This window comes from Streptomyces sp. NPDC052721 (genome assembly GCF_040678315.1).
GTDB lineage: Bacteria > Actinomycetota > Actinomycetes > Streptomycetales > Streptomycetaceae > Streptomyces.
Genome location: NZ_JBFATL010000012.1, coordinates 138594 through 154049, shown reverse-complemented (window position 1 = coordinate 154049; position 15456 = coordinate 138594). Strand labels below are relative to the sequence as shown.

The window sequence follows — 15456 nt, the reverse complement described above, 5'->3', positions numbered from 1 at the left end:
CCCCGCCGAACAGCCCCGCTCCCCCGAGGAAGACCATGAAGTTCACCAACGGGTTCTGGCGCATCCGCGACGGTGTCCAGGTCGCGTACGCCACCGAGGCGCGCGATGTGCGCGTCGAATCGAAGCGCTTCACCGCCCATGCCGCCGTGCAGAAGGTGACGCGCAGAGGGGACACGCTCAACGCACCGCTCCTCACCGTCGACTGCTTCTCACCCGCCGACGGCGTCATCGGCGTGCGGGTCACCCACCACGCCGGCAAGCGCCGTCCAGGACCGGACTTCGCCCTCGCGGCCGAGCCCGGCGGTGCGGGCGAGGTCCGCCGGAACGGCACCGTCACCGAGCTGACCAGCGGCCCGCTGACCCTGCGCCTGGACCGGGCCGCCCCGTGGTCGCTGACCTTCCACGACGCGGACGGGCGGGAGCTGACCCGGGCGGGCCGCAAGGGCACCGCCTTCGCCACCACCGACGACGGCGCCCACCACGTCCTCACCCAGCTCACGCTCGGCGTCGGCGAGCAGATCTACGGCCTCGGCGAGCGCTTCACCCCGTTCGTCAAGAACGGCCAGGTGGTCGACATCTGGCAGGCCGACGGCGGCACCAGCAGCGAGCAGGCCTACAAGAACATCCCCTTCTACCTGTCCTCACGCGGCTACGGCGTCTTCGTCAACCACCCCGGCGCGGTCTCCTTCGAGGTCGGCTCCGAGTCCGTCGGGCAGGTGCAGTTCAGCGTCGAGGACCAGACGCTGGAGTACTACGTCGTCGCCGGCCCCACCCCGAAGGACGTCCTCACCCGGTACACCGCCCTCACCGGCCGCCCGGCCCTGCCGCCGGCCTGGTCCTTCGGCCTGTGGCTGACCACGTCCTTCACCACGGACTACGACGAGCCGACGGTGATGTCGTTCGTGGACGGCATGGCCGAGCGCGGCATCCCGCTGTCCGTCTTCCACTTCGACTGCTTCTGGATGCGCGAGTACCAGTGGTGCGACTTCGAGTGGGATCCCGAGGTCTTCCCCGATCCCGAGGGAATGCTCGCCCGGCTGAAGGCCAAGGGGCTGAAGATCAGCGCCTGGATCAACCCGTACATCGCGCAGAAGTCCCCGCTGTTCGAGGAGGCCGCCACGCTCGGGCACCTGGTGCGCCGGCCGAACGGTGACGTGTGGCAGTGGGACCTGTGGCAGGCCGGCATGGGACTGGTCGACTTCACCAGCCCCGACGCCCGCGCCTGGTTCCAGTCCAAGCTGAAGCCCCTGCTGGACCAGGGCGTGGACTGCTTCAAGACGGACTTCGGCGAGCGCGTCCCGACCGACGTCGTCTGGCACGACGGCTCCGATCCGGAGCGGATGCACAACTACTACACCCATCTGTACAACCAGACCGTGTTCGAACTCCTCGAAAAGGAGCGCGGACAGGGCGAGGCCGTGCTCTTCGCCCGCTCCGCGACCGCGGGCGGTCAGCAGTACCCCGTGCACTGGGGCGGCGACTGCTGGTCGTCCTTCGAGGCCATGGCCGAGTCGCTCCGGGGCGGCCTGTCCCTGTCGCTGAGCGGCTTCGGGTTCTGGAGCCACGACATCGGAGGCTTCGAGGGCACGCCCGACCCGGCGGTCTTCAAGCGCTGGCTGGCCTTCGGCCTGCTGTCCTCCCACAGCCGGCTGCACGGATCGTCGTCCTACCGGGTGCCGTGGGCGTTCGGCGACGAGGCCGTCGACGTCGCCCGGCGGTTCACCCTGCTCAAGCACCGCCTCATGCCCTACCTGTACGGCGCCTCCGTCGAGGCACACCGCACCGGCGTCCCGCTGATGCGGCCCATGGTCCTGGAGTTCCCGCACGACCCGGCCTGCCGTCCGCTCGACCGCCAGTACATGCTGGGCGCCGACCTCCTGGTCGCCCCGGTGTTCAGCGAGGACGGCGAGGTGGAGGTCTACCTCCCCGAGGGCACCTGGACCCACCTCCTCAGCGGCGAGCGGGTCACCGGCCCGGTGTGGCGCACCGAACGGCACGGCTACGACAGCCTTCCGCTCTACGTCCGCGAGGGCGCCGTCCTGCCGCTGGCCACCGACGACAAGCGGCCCGACGGCGACTGGCTGGACGACCTGGTCCTGCTGGTCCACCCGTCGGCCTCGGCGACGTACACCCGTCAGGTCGGCGTCCCCGACCTGACGGGTGCGCAGGCCGCGGTGTTCCACGTCCGCCGGGACGGCGACCTGCTGCGTGTCACCGTGGACGGCACCGACCGCCCCTTCACCGTGCGCGTCGCCGGCGGAGCGAGCGCCGGGGGCAGCGGCGAGGTGACGGTCCCGCTGCGCTGACCGGGGAGCCGCACGCAGACCCACGGCGGTGGTGACCGGAGCTCCGGTCACCACCGAGAGGGTCCTGCGCGGGTACTTCCTGGAAGAGGTCGTCGCCTGGCTTCCGCGGTCGAGCGGGTACGAGTTGCTCTCCGCGGCGGACGACAGGGAGACGCACCCCGCACCACCGCGTCCTCGCAGAACGGCCCAGCGGGCCGGCCGTGCGCGGCAGGGGCGGGCCCCGGCGGCGGCGTCGACGGCCTGACCCGTAGCTATGAGCTGATCCTGCGGCATTACCGCGAACACGCGGCGCAGCAGGTGCCGGACAGCGACGACAGCGAGGACGCCGTCATCGCCCACGCTCGGGACAGTTCTGCTCGACCCAGACGGTCTTGCCGTCCTCGGTGTAGCGGGTGCCCCACCGTTCGGAGCACCGGGCGACGAGCAGCAGCCCCCGGCCGCCCTCGTCGGTGGTGCGGGCGTGCCGCAACCGTGGTGAGGTGCTGCTGCCGTCGGAGACCTCGCAGGTCAGTACGTGGCCGCGGATGAGGCGCAGCCGCACGGGAGGCCTGGCGTAGCGGATGGCGTTGGTGACGAGCTCACTGGCTATGAGCTCGGTGGTGAACGCCGCTTCCTCCATGCCCCACGCCGTGAGCTGCCGGGCGACGAGCGACCGGGCCCTGGAGACCACGGACGGATCGCTCGGCAGGTCCCACGACACGACCCGGTCCGGCCCCAGCGTGTGCGTGCGGGCGATCTGGACGGCGGCGTCTTCGTGGACGGGGTGCGGGATCAGTGCTTCGATCACCATGCCGCAAGCCTGGCGCGCGGAGCCGGGAAACCCGGCGAGGAGGGCGGCCAGGCGCTCGCGGCCACGGTCTCCGGGCTGCTGGAAGAGGCCTGGCGTGTACAGGGCGAGCATCGAGCCCTCGGGAAGGTCGATGTCGACTTTCTCGAACGGCTCATCGGCGCGGGCCAGGGCGGCGCCGACCGGCGCCTCCAGGGTCGCCACCGTGCCGTCGGGGTGCACGATCACGGGCCCGGGGTGGTCCGCACTGGAGACGGAGCAGCGCCGTGACACCGGGTCGTAGATCAGGTAAAGGCACGTCGCGCCGGCCCCGGTTCCGCCCGCGGACCTCAGCATGGCGCGCGCCGGCCCTTGTCGGCGCTCCCCGGTCCCGTGCCCGTTGTCGCCGTCGAGCCGGCGCACCAGATCGTCGAGCCTGGCGAGCAGTTCGTCCGGCTCCAGGTCCAGGTCCGACAGGGTGTGCACCGCTGCGCGCAGCCGTCCCGCGGCCGCGGCGGTCTGTACGCCGTGACCGGGCACACGGCCCGCGACGAGGGCCACCCGTGCTCCGGAGAGCGGTATCGCGTCGACCCAGTCGCCGCCGGAGCCCGCGTGCACGTACTCGTGCGCCACATCGAGAGCGTGGTCGGGAGGAAGTCCGCCCGGACGCAGCGCGTACCGCAGGGCGGTCAGGGAATGGCGCTCCCGCAGGTAGCGGCGGGTGTTGTCGAGGCACGCCGCCGTGCGCGACGCGAGTTCTCCGGCCAGGGTCAGATCGTCGGGTTCAAAGGCCCTGCGCTGTCCCCAGCGGCAGAACGTGGCCAGCCCGAGGGCCCGGCGCTGGGAGAGCAGCGGTACGAGCATCAGCGAGTGGACCTTCTCCCTGGGCGCCCGCAGGCTGTGCAAGGCCCGCTGTCCGAGGGAACTCAGCGGATCGACCATGCGCGGCTCGAGAACGGCGAGTGCCTCCGCTGCGGCCACCGGCGGCAGGGCACCGTCCTGGTCGCAGGCCGTCCAGTGCTCCGCGTCGTCCCGGGACCGGCATGCCGCCCGGCGCAGCACGGTGTCGCCTCGTACGGGACCGGGTTCGAGGTCCTCTCCCGCCAGTACCGGCTCCACCACCTCCACGGCCATGCCGTCGGCCAGCCCCGGAACGGACACCTCCGCGAGACCCCGAACGGTGTCGAGCACATCGAGGGCGGAACCGATCCGTGTGCCGGCGCGCGCGAGCACCTTCAGCCGTTCCTGCGCCAGATGAAGGTCGGTGACGTCGACAGTGGCGTCGGCTACGCCCAGCAGCCGGCCATGGTCGTCCTGCAGGGGGAAGACGGAAGCCGAATAGACGTGTTCGTGCTCGGGGTCTCCCGGCGGGCGCAGGTGCTTCTCGACGCCGATGACCGGCTGCCCCGTGGCGAGCACCTTTTCCATCACGCGCTCCACCGATTCCGCGGGCAGGCCGGGCCACACCTCCTTGGGACGTCTGCCGACTGCTTCCGCGACGGAGGAGCCCTGCATGCCCTCGGCGGCGGGGTTGAACCGGACGATCCGCAGATCGGGATCGAGGAGGTACAGACCCACGGGGGACACGGTGAAAAGTGTCTCCAGGAGGGCCCGGTCGAGTGCGGCGGTCGGACTCGCCTGTTCCACCGGGGTGAGGGTCACCGCCCACCCCCTCTCCGCCTCGTCGTCGCGCGAGGGGCGGACGGTCAGCCGGCAGGGCAGGCAGGCACCGTCCTGGCAGCGCAGTGGTACGGCGATGTCGCTGATGGCTGCGAGCGGGCGCGCGGTGGGGCCGGCACCGCTGAGCAGGTCGGCCACCGGGCGGCCCACCATGGCACGAGCCGGGTAGCCCAGCAGCTCTTCGGCCGCCGGACTCCACTCGACCACGGTGCCCCGCTGGTCCATGACCATGTGGGCCTGGTTCTCCGCCGGGACGCCGTCGTGGGGGTCACCGCGGTTGGTGGCATGAGATGCACCCATGGTCATCAGCTCTCACTTGCCTCAGAGCTCGGTACGCCCCTCAGTGTCCTCCAGGAGGGGCGTCCGCGACATCCGGGCCGCCCGCCGGTCCTGGAAGTGACCTTCAGGCGATCTGCTGCCCGTCGGGGTAGTCGGTGGACCTGGACAGCTCGCTCCAGGCGGCCGTCTCCGCGTCGAAGGCGGAGCGGGCCTCGGCGACCAGCCGGAGCGCGTCGCTGCCTAGGATGAGGTGGGTCGGCGGGTTCTCGGCCTCGACGACCGTGAGCAGGGCACGGCCGGCCTGGGCGGGATCGCCGAGCTGCTGACCACTCATGTCGAGGCGGCGTTCGCGGACCGGGGCGAAGAGCGGTTCGTAGTCGGCGACGGTGCTCTCGACCCGGTCCATGGAGCGGCCCGCCCAGTCGGTGCGGAAGGAGCCGGGCTCGATCGCCGTGACGTGGATGCCCAGCGGGGCGACCTCCTGGGCGAGCGTGGCGGCGATGCCCTCGACGGCGAACTTGGAGCCGTGATAGGCGGCCAGGCCGGGGAAGGCGCGCAGACCGCCCATGGAGGTCACGAAGAGGATGTGACCGGCGCGGCGCTCGCGCATCCGGGGCAGGACGGCCTGGGTGACCGCGACCGCGCCGAAGACGTTGACGTCGAACTGCCGGCGGAAGGTGCTGAGCGGCGTCTCCTCGAAGGTGCCCTCGACCCCGTAACCGGCGTTGTTGACGAGCACGTCTATGGGGCCTGTCCCGTCCTCGATCGCCGCGACGGTCGGCGCGACGGCGTCGGTGTCGGTGACGTCGAGCACGCGGGCGTGGGCGCGGCCCGGGGCGAGCTGTTCGAAGGCGTCGATCTGGTCCGGTCTGCGGACGGTGCCGACGACGGTGTGGCCGGCCTGGAGGGCGGCGGTGGCGAAGGCGCGGCCGAGGCCGCTGCTCACGCCGGTGATGAGGAACGTGCGGGGCATGTGTCTCTCCGTTCGCGTCGCGGGATGTCCGCAGCTTCCGCCCAGGTCCGTCCCGGGCGGCACAGGGCCGCTGTGTCAGGGGGGAGGGGAGTACGCGCGCCGGTCAGGGTTCCGGTCGGCGACACCAGCTGGCGCGACCCTGTTTCGTGAGCGTGTGGCCGGCAGCGCGGACCCCGGGCCGGGTCACCGGCACGCGGACGAGCCGACGTCCGTGCCGGGCTCGTCCACGGCAAGCCGGACATCACGGGCTCGCTCGGTCATGGGGCACAGCTGGCGCCGGGGAGCCGTCTTTCAGAGCATGAGCTGGTCGATGGTGATCGGCAGGGAGCGGAGGCGGCGTCCGGTGGCGTGGAAGACGGCGTTGCCGATGGCCGCCGCCAGGCCGACCAGGCCGATCTCGCCGACTCCCTTGGTGCCGACGGCGGTTGCCCGGTCCGGGCCGCCGACGAACAGCACCTCCATGTCGGGGATGTCGGCGTTGACCGGCATCAGGTAGTCGCCGAAGGTGGCGTTGGCGATGCGTCCGGTGCCCGGGTCGGTGGCGGTCTCCTCGAACATGGCCTGGCTGATGCCGCCCACGGTGCCGCCGACGATCTGGCTGGTGGCGGTCTTCTCGTTGAGGATGCGGCCGCCGTCGATGGCGGAGACCACGCGTGCCACGCGCAGCAGGCCGAGTTCCCGGTCGATGCGCACTTCGACGAATTTCGCCCCGAAGGCGCCCGCCATGGCCATGCCCAGTTCCTCGCTGCTGGGCGGCGTGCTTCTGCCGTCGGCGCTGAGTTCCTCCAGGCCGTGCCGGGCGAGGATGTCGATGTAGGACTCGCCTTGTTCGGGATCCGTGATGCGGTGGATGCGCCCGTCGGTGACGGTCACCTCGTCCACGGTGGCTGCGCGCAGGGGGGAGTCCGTGTCGTCGCGGACCACGTCGAGGAATTCCCGCACCAGGCGCCGGCAGGCGGCGTGGACCGCGTTGCCGAGGGCACCGGTGAGACCGGAGCCGCCGGCCTGGGGCGCGTAGGGCATGTCGGAGTCACCGAGGTCGAAACGCACCCGGGTGACGTCCAGGCCCAGGAGTTCGGCGGCCAGCTGGGTCATGACCGTGTAGGTGCCGGTTCCGATGTCGGTGGCGGCACTGCGGACATACGCGGAGCCGTCGCGGCGCACGGAGGCACGGGCCTGGCACGGCACCTGGTAGAAGGGATAGGAGACACCCGCCATGCCGTAGCCGACGAGCCAGCGGCCGTCCCGCATGGAGCCCGGTTCCGGCGTGCGCCGCGACCAGCCGAACCGCTCGGCACCCTCCAGGAAACACTCCCGCAGCGCTTTGCTCGACCAGGGAAGGCCCAGGACCGGGTTCTCCTCCGCGTAGTTGCGCAGCCGGAACCGAAGGGGGTCCATGCCGACGGCGTGGGCGACTTCGTCGATCGCGGACTCCAGAGCGAAGTTGCCCTGCCCCTCGGCCGGCGCGCGCATGGAGCCCGGACAGGGGATGTTCAGCCGCGCCTGCCGGTCGCGGGTCAGGACATGGGGGCAGGCGTAGGCCACCGCGGATCCGAAGGAGACGGGTTCGTAGTCGTCGTCCTCCATCGCGACCGACGAGATGCCGTGATGCTCGATGGCGACCAGGTCCCCGTCACGGGTGGCACCGATCTTGATCTGCTGGACGCTGTTGGGCCGGTGTCCGACGGAGGTGAACATCTCCGGCCGGGTCAGGACCAGCTTGACCGGGCGGTTGACCTCGCGGGCCGCGAGCACGGTGAGGATCGTGTGGGGCCACACCCGCAGTCCCGCGCCGAAGCCGCCCCCGACGAAGGGGGCCAGCACGCGGATGCCGCTCTCGGGGACCTTGAAGATGGTGGCCAGCGAGGTCCGCACGTTGTGGGGCCACTGTGTGGAGTCGTGCACCGTCAGCGCGTCGCCGTGCCAGGACGCGACGGTCGTCATCAGACCGAGCGGGTTGTTGGTGTTGTCCGGGGTCGTATACGTCCCCTCGACCACGACATCCGCCTGGGCGAAACCGGTCTTCACGTCTCCGCGTTGGGTGTCCAGTCCCCAGGGGTTCTCGACGATCTCGGCACGCGGGTCTTCGACGTCGAGGAGGGCCTCGGTCGCCTCGTACTCGGCGCGTACCAGCCGTGCGGCGTGCCGGGCCTGCTCCGCGCTCTCGGCCACCACGACCGCGATGTGCTGACCGTAGTGCAGCACGCGGTCGTCCTGCAGCGGAGCCGGGGGTGATCCGCCCAGCAGCGTCATCGGGCCGCGTTCCAGCTTCGGCGCGTTCAGATGGGTGAGGACGGTCAGCACACCCGGTGCCGCCAGGGCATCGGTCACGTCGATGCCGCTGATGCGTCCCGCGGCGATGGTGCTGCCCACCAGGGCGGCGTGTGCCATACCGGGGAAGGAGAAGTCGTTCGGGTAGCGGGCCTCTCCGGCCACCTTCAGCGGGGCGTCCACGCGGTCGATGCCCGCACCGACGACCTTGCCGGCTTCCACAGTCGTCATGACAGCACTCCCGCGACGGTCTCCAGCGTGCGCACGAGCGTGCGCTTGGCCAACTCCACCTTGAACGCCGTACCAGGCAACGGCCTGGCCCCCGCCAGGGCCGCCTCCGCCGCGCCGCGGAAGGAGTCGGAGCCCGCGCGGGCACCCCGCAGCGTCTCCTCGGCGTCCCAGGCACGCCACGGGACGGTGCCCACCCCGCCCAGCGCCACGCGGGCCTCCCCGATGACGCCGTCCTCCATCACGAGAGCGACGCCGGCCGAGACCAGCGCGAACTCGTAGGAGACCCGGTCACGGACCTTGAGGTACTGGGAGCGCGTGCCTTCGGGCAGCAGGGGGACCTCGACCGCGGTGATCAGCTCGCCGTGCCGCAGTACGTTCTCGATGTGGGGGGTGTCGCCCGGCGGCAGGTAGAACTGGGTGAGGGGGATCGACCGGGATCCGTCAGCGCCCTGGACGTGGACGATCGCGTCGAGCGCGGTCAGCGGCACCGCGACGTCCGAGGCGTGCAGGGCGATGCAGTGGTCACTGGTGCCCAGGATCGCGTGCATCCGCTGGATTCCCGCGATGGCGGCACACCCGGAACCCGGGGCGCGCTTGTTGCAGGCGGCCACGGTGGGGTCTCTGAAGTAGCGGCACCGGGCTCGCTGGAGCAGGTTGCCGCCGATGGTGGCCATGTTGCGCAGCTGCGTCGAGGCGCCGAGCAGCAGAGCCTCCCGCACGAACGGCAGTCGCTCGCCCACGACGGGATCGGCGGCCAGTTCCTCCATCGTCGTCAGCGCGCCCACCCGGATCGACGAAGCGGTGTGCGTGATGCCGCCGAGCGGGAGACGGGTGATGTCGATGAGCCGGTCGGGGTGCAGAACCCCGTCCTTCATGAGGTCGAGCTGCGTGGTTCCGCCGGCGAGGAACGAGGCGTCGGGATCGGCGGTCACCACGGCCACGGCCTGGTCGGCGTCGGTGGCCCGGGCGTACTCGAAGGGGTGCATGGTCAGCCTTCCGCCGTGACGTCGCGGATCGCCGCGCGGATGTTCGGATAGGCGCCGCAGCGGCAGATGTTGCCGCTCATGAACTCACGGATGTCCTCCTCCGAGTTCGCACGTCCCTCGGCGATCAGGCAGACCGCGGACATGATCTGCCCCGGCGTGCAGTAACCGCACTGGAACGCGTCGTGCCGGGCGAAAGCCGCCTGCATCGGATGCAACTCGCCATCGACCGACAGGGCCTCGACGGTGGTGATCTCGCGCCCCTCGTACTGGGCGGCCAGCGCCAGACACGACACGATGCGCCTGCCGTCGACCATGACCGTGCAGGCCCCGCACGCGCCCTGGTCACACCCCTTCTTCGCGCCGGTCAGGCCCATGTGATCACGCAGCGCGTCGAGCAGCGTGACCCGCGCATCCAGCCGGAGCCGGTGCAGTGTGCCGTTGACATTCAAGGTGATGTCGACCTCGGGCACTGGTGGCCGTGACTGGGGGGCCGGGCGTGCATCGGGTTCCAGATGCTTCATGGTGCCTCACTTCTGATCTTCCCTGCGGGATTGGTGCGGAAGGGACATTCCGTTCAGGGGAAGACGCGGCTGCACACCTGCGGGAGGTTGTCGCTGGTGCGAAATTAGTCCGAGTAGGTGGGTTTGTAAACTTAGAGCCAAACCCCCCTTTTGTCGGAATTGACGGAGGGCGGTCCCCGCCGGTCACCGACGCGGCGACTGCTCGTCCTCGGACTCGGCCGCCGCGCCCGTCGCCCCCGCGGGGAGCTCGGTGGCGGCCCAGCCCGTCAGGAAGGTCAGGGCCTGCGCGCTCGGCGAGTGCGGTTCCGCGGTGTACACGAGCAGGCTCTGGTCCGTGGAGCCGCGCACATCGAGCACCTGGAAGTCCAGGCTGAGCTGGCCGGCGATCGGGTGGACGAACTCCTTGCGGCCATGCCGCTGGGCCCGGACCCTGTGGTCGGACCACCATCGGCGGAAGTCGGGGTCCTTCACGGAGAGTTCCCCGACGAGGCGGGCGAGTTCGGGATCGTTCGGGTAGCGGCCGGCATCCATGCGGAGATAGGCCACGCACTCCTGGGCGACTCTCTCCCAGTTCGCGTACAGCCCGCGGACCTCGGGGTCGAGGAAGGTGAGCCATATGTGGTTGCGGCGCTTGGCCGGCAGTCTGGCGTAGTCGGTGAACAGCGCCGCGCCCAGGCTGTTCCACGCCAGGATGTCCATACGGCGTCCGAGCACGAGCGCGGGGACGTTCACCATGCTGTCCAGGAGGACCTGGGTGGCCTGCGACACCTGCTGGTTTCTCGGCGCCGCCGGCTTCGCCTGGTCGGACAGGCCGGCTTCCGCCGCACACCGCAGGAGGTATTCCTCCTCGTCGGGACGGAGCTCCAGTGCCCGGGCCAGGGCGGTGAGGATGGCGGGCGAGGCGGACTTCACGCGGCCTTGTTCCAGCCTGACGATGTAGTCCACGCTGACGCCGGCCAGCGAGGCGAGTTCCTCGCGCCGCAGTCCCGGCACCCGGCGGTGCCCGGACGTGGGCAGCCCCACCTGCTCCGCACTGAGCCGGGCACGGCATGCGCGCAGGTATGCACCGAGCTCTGTCACGGCAGCCTCCTTCTCGTACGAGCCGTGCGCGTCACACGGCGGCTCACTTGGTGCCCTTCGCGTCGTCATGGTCGGTCGACAGGGCCAGCTGCCGCCAGGTGTCGGTCTCCTCGCGAAGCTGGGCGATCTTGTGGTCCATGGCCGCGGCGGAGTCGCTGCCGAGCTGGGCGCGCAGCGGCGGGTGGGCGGCGTCGGCGAGGGCGAGGATGGCCGTGGCGCCCTTGACGGGGTCACCGGGCTGGGCGTGGTTGAGCCCGGGAACGGCCTGGCGCACGGCGCCGGCGGTCTCGGCGTAGTCGGAGATGATCCGGCCCTCCGTGAGCAGGCTGGTGGCGTCGAGGAAGTCGGTGCGGAAGTATCCCGGCTCGACGATCGTGACATGGATCCCCAACGGTGCCAGTTCGGCGCGCATGGCCTCGGACAGGCCTTCCACGGCGAACTTGGTGGAGCAGTACACGCCGAAGCCCGCCACGCTCTCGAAGCCGCCGATGGAACTCAGGTTGAGAACGCGGCCCGACCTCTGCCGGCGCATGACCGGCAGTACGGCGCGGGTGACGTTGGCCAGACCGAAGACGTTGGTGTCGTAGACCGAGCGGAACGCGGCATCGGAGGTTTCCTCCACCGCGCCCAGCACGCCGCGTCCCGCGTTGTTGACCAGGACGTCGATCGTCCCGAACCTCTCCACGGCCGCCCCGGCGGCCTCGTGGGCCTGTGCCTCGTCGGTGACGTCCAGGGCGACGGCAAGCAGGCTGTCCCCGTACCGGGAGAGCGCGTCCTGTACGGCCTGGGGCCTGCGGGCCGTCGCCACGACCTTGTCGCCCCGCTCCAGTGCCTGACGGGCGATCTCCAGGCCGAAACCGCGGGACGCGCCGGTGATGAACCAAGTGGCCATGCCACTGCCTCTCATTCGTTTGATTCTAGAAAAATCGGGTGGGATGCAGCTATTTCTTCCGGGACTCGGCCCGGGCCGAGCGGACAGCGATGGCCCCTGCTGCTACGGCCAGCAGTGCCACGAGCAGCCCGAACCACGAGAAGGCTGCCGCGACGCCGAACCGGGGAACGGCGGCGCCCAGGGCGACCACCGGCACACTCACCGCCAGGTAGGCCAGGGCGAAGAACCCCGGCAGGAGCTGGGGATGGCCCCCCGCGATCACCGCCGCCGTCACGGTGCTCGTGGACCCCATGAAGGTCAGGCCGAACCCCGCGCCGGTGATCGCCGCGCCGATGAAGAACAGCACCGGGTGAGCCGTGTCGAACCCGGTCACGGACACCCCGACCCCGGCCACCAGCAACGCGCACCCCGTCACCGACGCCGCCCGGTCGCCAAGCCTGCGCAGCAGCATCGGAGCGATGCCGCCGCAGCCCTGCACCACAAGGATGACCAGCGAGGACAGCGCCCTGTCCGTGGTGTGCAGCAGCCCGGCGACCAGGTCGACACCCAGTGCCAGATACAGGCCCACGACCGCCCAGCCGGCCGTCACGATGGGGGCCACCCGGAGCAGGGTCCCGCGTGGCTCCGCGCCCAGCCGCAGCACCCGGGGGCGCCAGGGGCCGAGCCGGTCCGGCACGGTCTGCCAGGCGGGGATCGACCGCACCAGGAGCAGCCCGCCGATGGACAGGACGGTCAGCACGACGAACGGGGTGACCAGCGGCGCGGGAGCGAACTGAACGGCGAGACCGGAGAAGACCGCGCCCAGCGCGATGCCTGTCGAGGTCGCCGCGCTGTTGGCGGCCGACGCGGCCCGGTGACTGCGGTCCCGGTGAAGGTCGGCCAGTGCCGAGCCCGCGCTGCTGGTGAGCAATCCGACCGCGACGCCCTGGATCAGGCGGGCCAGGCACAGCGCCCAGGCCCCGGTGGCCACGAGGAACACGACGAAGCTGACGACGACGGTGGCCAGCGCCCCCACGATCGTCCGTTGCGTCCCCAGATGCTCGGCCAGGCCCCCGGCGAGGAGGAGGGTCACGATCGCACCGAGGGCGTAGCAGGCGTACACGACCGTCGAGGTGGTCGTGTCGAAGTGCCATCGCTGCTGGTAGAGCCCGTACAGCGGAGACGGCGCGCTGCTGGCGGCCATGACGACGAACACCACGCCGACCACGGTGCGGAAATGCCAGGGACGGTACGTCCGGCCGTGGTGAGCGGTGCGGTGCCGGGCCCTCCGGGACTGGAGGACAGCCGGCTTGTCGGTGGCGTTCATGAGGCTTGCCATCTCCGTGGGACGCTCGGTTCGCCGCCACATGGGCAGGTGTGGGGCGGGGGCGCCTTTCTGTGCGAAGGCGCCTTGCGGAATCCATCGTCGTGACGGAGAGCCCCGGCATACAGGGAGGCCTTTTCCTGGGCATGGCTCCCTAGGAAAGCCAGTACCAGGCACGCGGTGCGGGCCCGCCCGCGACGCGGCCAGGGCGGTTCGTGCCGCGCCGGGCCCCGGCCGGCCGGCCCCGTTCCACCATCCGTTTCAGCCGGGCTCTCCCCTCTTCGAGCCGGGAGGCGTACGCGCAGTCCCAGCCCGGCGCCACCGCCGCCCGCCGGGAGCCCAGCCCATCTCCTCCCGCTCCACGGCAGCGGCCGTCCACGCCTGGTGCTCCACCGACAACGCTCAGCCCTGGCCGCGCTGTCCGCCCGCCCTCAACTGGCGCGTGGCAGTTCCAGGGTTCCCTGCTCCACCACCCACCGTTGGGCACCCAGCGCCGAGTCCACCTGATGCCAGGTCGGGTCCCAAAGCCTCGCGCGCCTCAAGCGACAGCCTCGTCGGTTCGTTTGTTCACGATTCAGCAATCTTTGGCGGCCTGCCCCTCGTCCCCATCGGGCGCGCACCGCGCGGCTGTCGCATCGCACGGCCGCCGGGATGCCGGGGACGGACCGGCCGAAATAGGATGGCCGTAGCGACGGTGCACGGGAACGCATGCCCACGGCAGTGGGCCATGGAGGTGCACGATGAGCCACGCCACCGACACCGGCGCCGAACGGCTGCTGGGCATGTCGCGGCCCGACCTGGACCGGTTGTTCCGTTCCTCCCCGCCCGGGGAGATTCCCCGGGGAAAGGGCCTGGGGACGGTGCTCCTGGGTCTCGGCCCGAAGACGAACGCCGTGGCGGCCGTGCTGGCGCGCCGTCTCGTGTGGCAGGGCAAGGTCTTCGACCCCGACGGCCGTGAACTGCGCAACTGTGTCACGCCGTTCGGGATCCGGGCGGTGCGGGCGCGGGTCTACCCGGACTCCAGTTGGTCGGACAGGGGCGCGTGCATCGTCCTCGACTACTCGCACACCTCGCTCGTGGCCCACTGGATCCGGGACGAGATCCGCAGCGTCGGGCAGGGGGTCTACCTCGGCAACGTCTACTGGGGGCGGCGCAAAGTCCTGGATTTCAGCCTGACGTTCCCGGATGCGCGGACCTGAAGTCCTGCATGGCCTGGCCCGCGCCGAGGAGGTACGGTGCGCAGCTGCGGTAGCGGGCGACGGCAAAGGGGAACAACTCACCGGCGGTCCGCAGGCAGGGCGGTCTGGACGGTGACCGCCGTCTGATACGGCTTCGTGCCCCGCGACGGGACCCACAGCCGGGTGCCCCGGCACCCGCCCGACCACTACGGACAGACGCCCACCGGATGCCGGCCGAGAACGCGTCCGTGGTGCGGCCCGAACGTCTCTCGCCGTTCGTGCCGGTGGCCACCCTGCGCCTGCTCCGGCAGGACTGCGATCCGCGGACCGGTTCGCCCGTGCCGACCGGCTGTCCTTCGACCCCTGGAGCGCCGTGCCCGAACACCGGCCGCTGGACAGCCGGAACCGTGCCCGCCGCACGATCCAACTGCGGATCGCGCGGCTCAGACAGGCCATGAACGGCACACCGCACCAGGAGCGCCCCGCGGCCCGACGCGCGTATCAGGACCGCTTCCCATATCGTAGGGACGAGGGCGCGAACATCCTCTGGATGCCCGCCTGGAAGGGACGCTGAGATGGACGTGCGGACAGCCGCGCGCGGTTCTCTGGCCGTGATCCGACTGGTGAACGGCGCAGCGGCGCTGCTGACCCCGCGAGTGATGGCCCGCCGTCTGGGCGCGGACCCCGGACAGCCCGCCCTCGTCTACGTGCTTCGTATGTTCGGCGTGCGCACCGTGGTCATCGGCGCCCGACTGCTGTGCCCTGTGGACGCGGACGAACTCGACCGGGAGCTGCGGACCGGCACGCTCATCCACGCGAGCGACACCCTGGCAGCCGCCTGCGCCGGCCGCGAGGGCCTGCTGCCGCGCCGCATGGCCGTCGCGGCCACGGCGATCTCGACGGTCAACGTCGCCCTGACACTCGTCGCCCGGGGGTGGCCGTGCCGGCTGCCGGACGTCCGCTGACCCCGCGGGCCGCCGCGCCGGGCCT

General features: G+C 71.2%; 11 protein-coding genes. 3 read left to right on the top strand and 8 right to left on the bottom strand.

Annotated features, from left to right (window positions below):
- Positions 1-35: 35 nt before the first annotated feature.
- The gene (yicI, locus tag AB0L21_RS14855) at positions 36-2306 is read left to right on the top strand and encodes an alpha-xylosidase (protein WP_365784295.1); all 2271 of its coding nucleotides are present in this window, start codon (positions 36-38) and stop codon (positions 2304-2306) included.
- Between the two features lie 328 nt (positions 2307-2634).
- Here yicI and AB0L21_RS14850 read toward each other — a convergent pair whose 3' ends face one another.
- From AB0L21_RS14850 to AB0L21_RS14815, 8 genes are all read right to left on the bottom strand, one after another.
- On the bottom strand, positions 2635-5052 hold the full coding sequence (locus AB0L21_RS14850; protein ID WP_365784293.1) for a SpoIIE family protein phosphatase: 2418 nt from the start codon (positions 5050-5052) through the stop codon (positions 2635-2637).
- Positions 5053-5155: 103 nt separating this feature from the next.
- Entirely contained in the window at positions 5156-6004 is an 849-nt protein-coding gene (locus tag AB0L21_RS14845) for an oxidoreductase (RefSeq protein ID WP_365784290.1), read from the bottom strand.
- 291 nt (positions 6005-6295) lie between these two features.
- On the bottom strand, positions 6296-8506 hold the full coding sequence (locus tag AB0L21_RS14840; protein WP_365784288.1) for a xanthine dehydrogenase family protein molybdopterin-binding subunit: 2211 nt from the start codon (positions 8504-8506) through the stop codon (positions 6296-6298).
- Positions 8503-9492 carry a xanthine dehydrogenase family protein subunit M gene (locus tag AB0L21_RS14835; RefSeq protein ID WP_365784286.1) on the bottom strand — a complete coding sequence of 330 codons (990 nt, stop codon included), beginning with the start codon at positions 9490-9492 and terminating at the stop codon, positions 8503-8505. Before AB0L21_RS14835 ends, AB0L21_RS14840 begins: the two co-directional genes overlap by 4 nt.
- Positions 9493-9494: 2 nt before the next feature.
- On the bottom strand, positions 9495-10013 hold the full coding sequence (locus tag AB0L21_RS14830; RefSeq protein ID WP_365707215.1) for a (2Fe-2S)-binding protein: 519 nt from the start codon (positions 10011-10013) through the stop codon (positions 9495-9497).
- 183 nt (positions 10014-10196) lie between these two features.
- Positions 10197-11093 (bottom strand): helix-turn-helix transcriptional regulator, encoded by an 897-nt coding sequence (locus AB0L21_RS14825; protein ID WP_365707213.1) that lies wholly within the window; start codon positions 11091-11093, stop codon positions 10197-10199.
- Positions 11094-11136: 43 nt separating this feature from the next.
- On the bottom strand, positions 11137-11985 hold the full coding sequence (locus tag AB0L21_RS14820; RefSeq protein ID WP_365784284.1) for an oxidoreductase: 849 nt from the start codon (positions 11983-11985) through the stop codon (positions 11137-11139).
- A 49-nt stretch (positions 11986-12034) separates the two neighbouring features.
- Positions 12035-13291, bottom strand: a complete 1257-nt coding sequence (locus tag AB0L21_RS14815) for an MFS transporter (RefSeq protein WP_365784282.1) — start codon at positions 13289-13291, stop codon at positions 12035-12037.
- Positions 13292-14028: 737 nt separating this feature from the next.
- On the opposite strand from AB0L21_RS14815, the gene AB0L21_RS14810 reads away from it, so the two are divergent.
- Both AB0L21_RS14810 and AB0L21_RS14805 read left to right on the top strand, forming a co-directional pair.
- A complete protein-coding gene (locus AB0L21_RS14810; protein ID WP_365784279.1) occupies positions 14029-14487 on the top strand; it encodes a hypothetical protein in 459 nt (152 codons plus the stop codon).
- A 554-nt stretch (positions 14488-15041) separates the two neighbouring features.
- Positions 15042-15431, top strand: coding sequence for a hypothetical protein (locus AB0L21_RS14805; RefSeq protein ID WP_365707205.1), 390 nt, complete (start codon positions 15042-15044; stop codon positions 15429-15431).
- Positions 15432-15456: the final 25 nt, after the last annotated feature.

Excerpts from the sequence above, each read along its gene's own strand:
- AB0L21_RS14805 (WP_365707205.1), top strand. The coding sequence starts at position 15,042 with ATGGACGTGCGGACAGCCGCGCGCGGTTCTCTGGCCGTGATCCGACTG.
- yicI (WP_365784295.1), top strand. The coding sequence starts at position 36 with ATGAAGTTCACCAACGGGTTCTGGCGCATCCGCGACGGTGTCCAGGTC.
- AB0L21_RS14840 (WP_365784288.1), bottom strand. The coding sequence starts at position 8,506 with ATGACGACTGTGGAAGCCGGCAAGGTCGTCGGTGCGGGCATCGACCGC.
- AB0L21_RS14830 (WP_365707215.1), bottom strand. The coding sequence starts at position 10,013 with ATGAAGCATCTGGAACCCGATGCACGCCCGGCCCCCCAGTCACGGCCA.
- AB0L21_RS14845 (WP_365784290.1), bottom strand. The coding sequence starts at position 6,004 with ATGCCCCGCACGTTCCTCATCACCGGCGTGAGCAGCGGCCTCGGCCGC.
- AB0L21_RS14850 (WP_365784293.1), bottom strand. The coding sequence starts at position 5,052 with ATGGGTGCATCTCATGCCACCAACCGCGGTGACCCCCACGACGGCGTC.
- AB0L21_RS14820 (WP_365784284.1), bottom strand. The coding sequence starts at position 11,985 with ATGGCCACTTGGTTCATCACCGGCGCGTCCCGCGGTTTCGGCCTGGAG.
- AB0L21_RS14835 (WP_365784286.1), bottom strand. The coding sequence starts at position 9,492 with ATGCACCCCTTCGAGTACGCCCGGGCCACCGACGCCGACCAGGCCGTG.
- AB0L21_RS14815 (WP_365784282.1), bottom strand. The coding sequence starts at position 13,291 with ATGAACGCCACCGACAAGCCGGCTGTCCTCCAGTCCCGGAGGGCCCGG.
- AB0L21_RS14810 (WP_365784279.1), top strand. The coding sequence starts at position 14,029 with ATGAGCCACGCCACCGACACCGGCGCCGAACGGCTGCTGGGCATGTCG.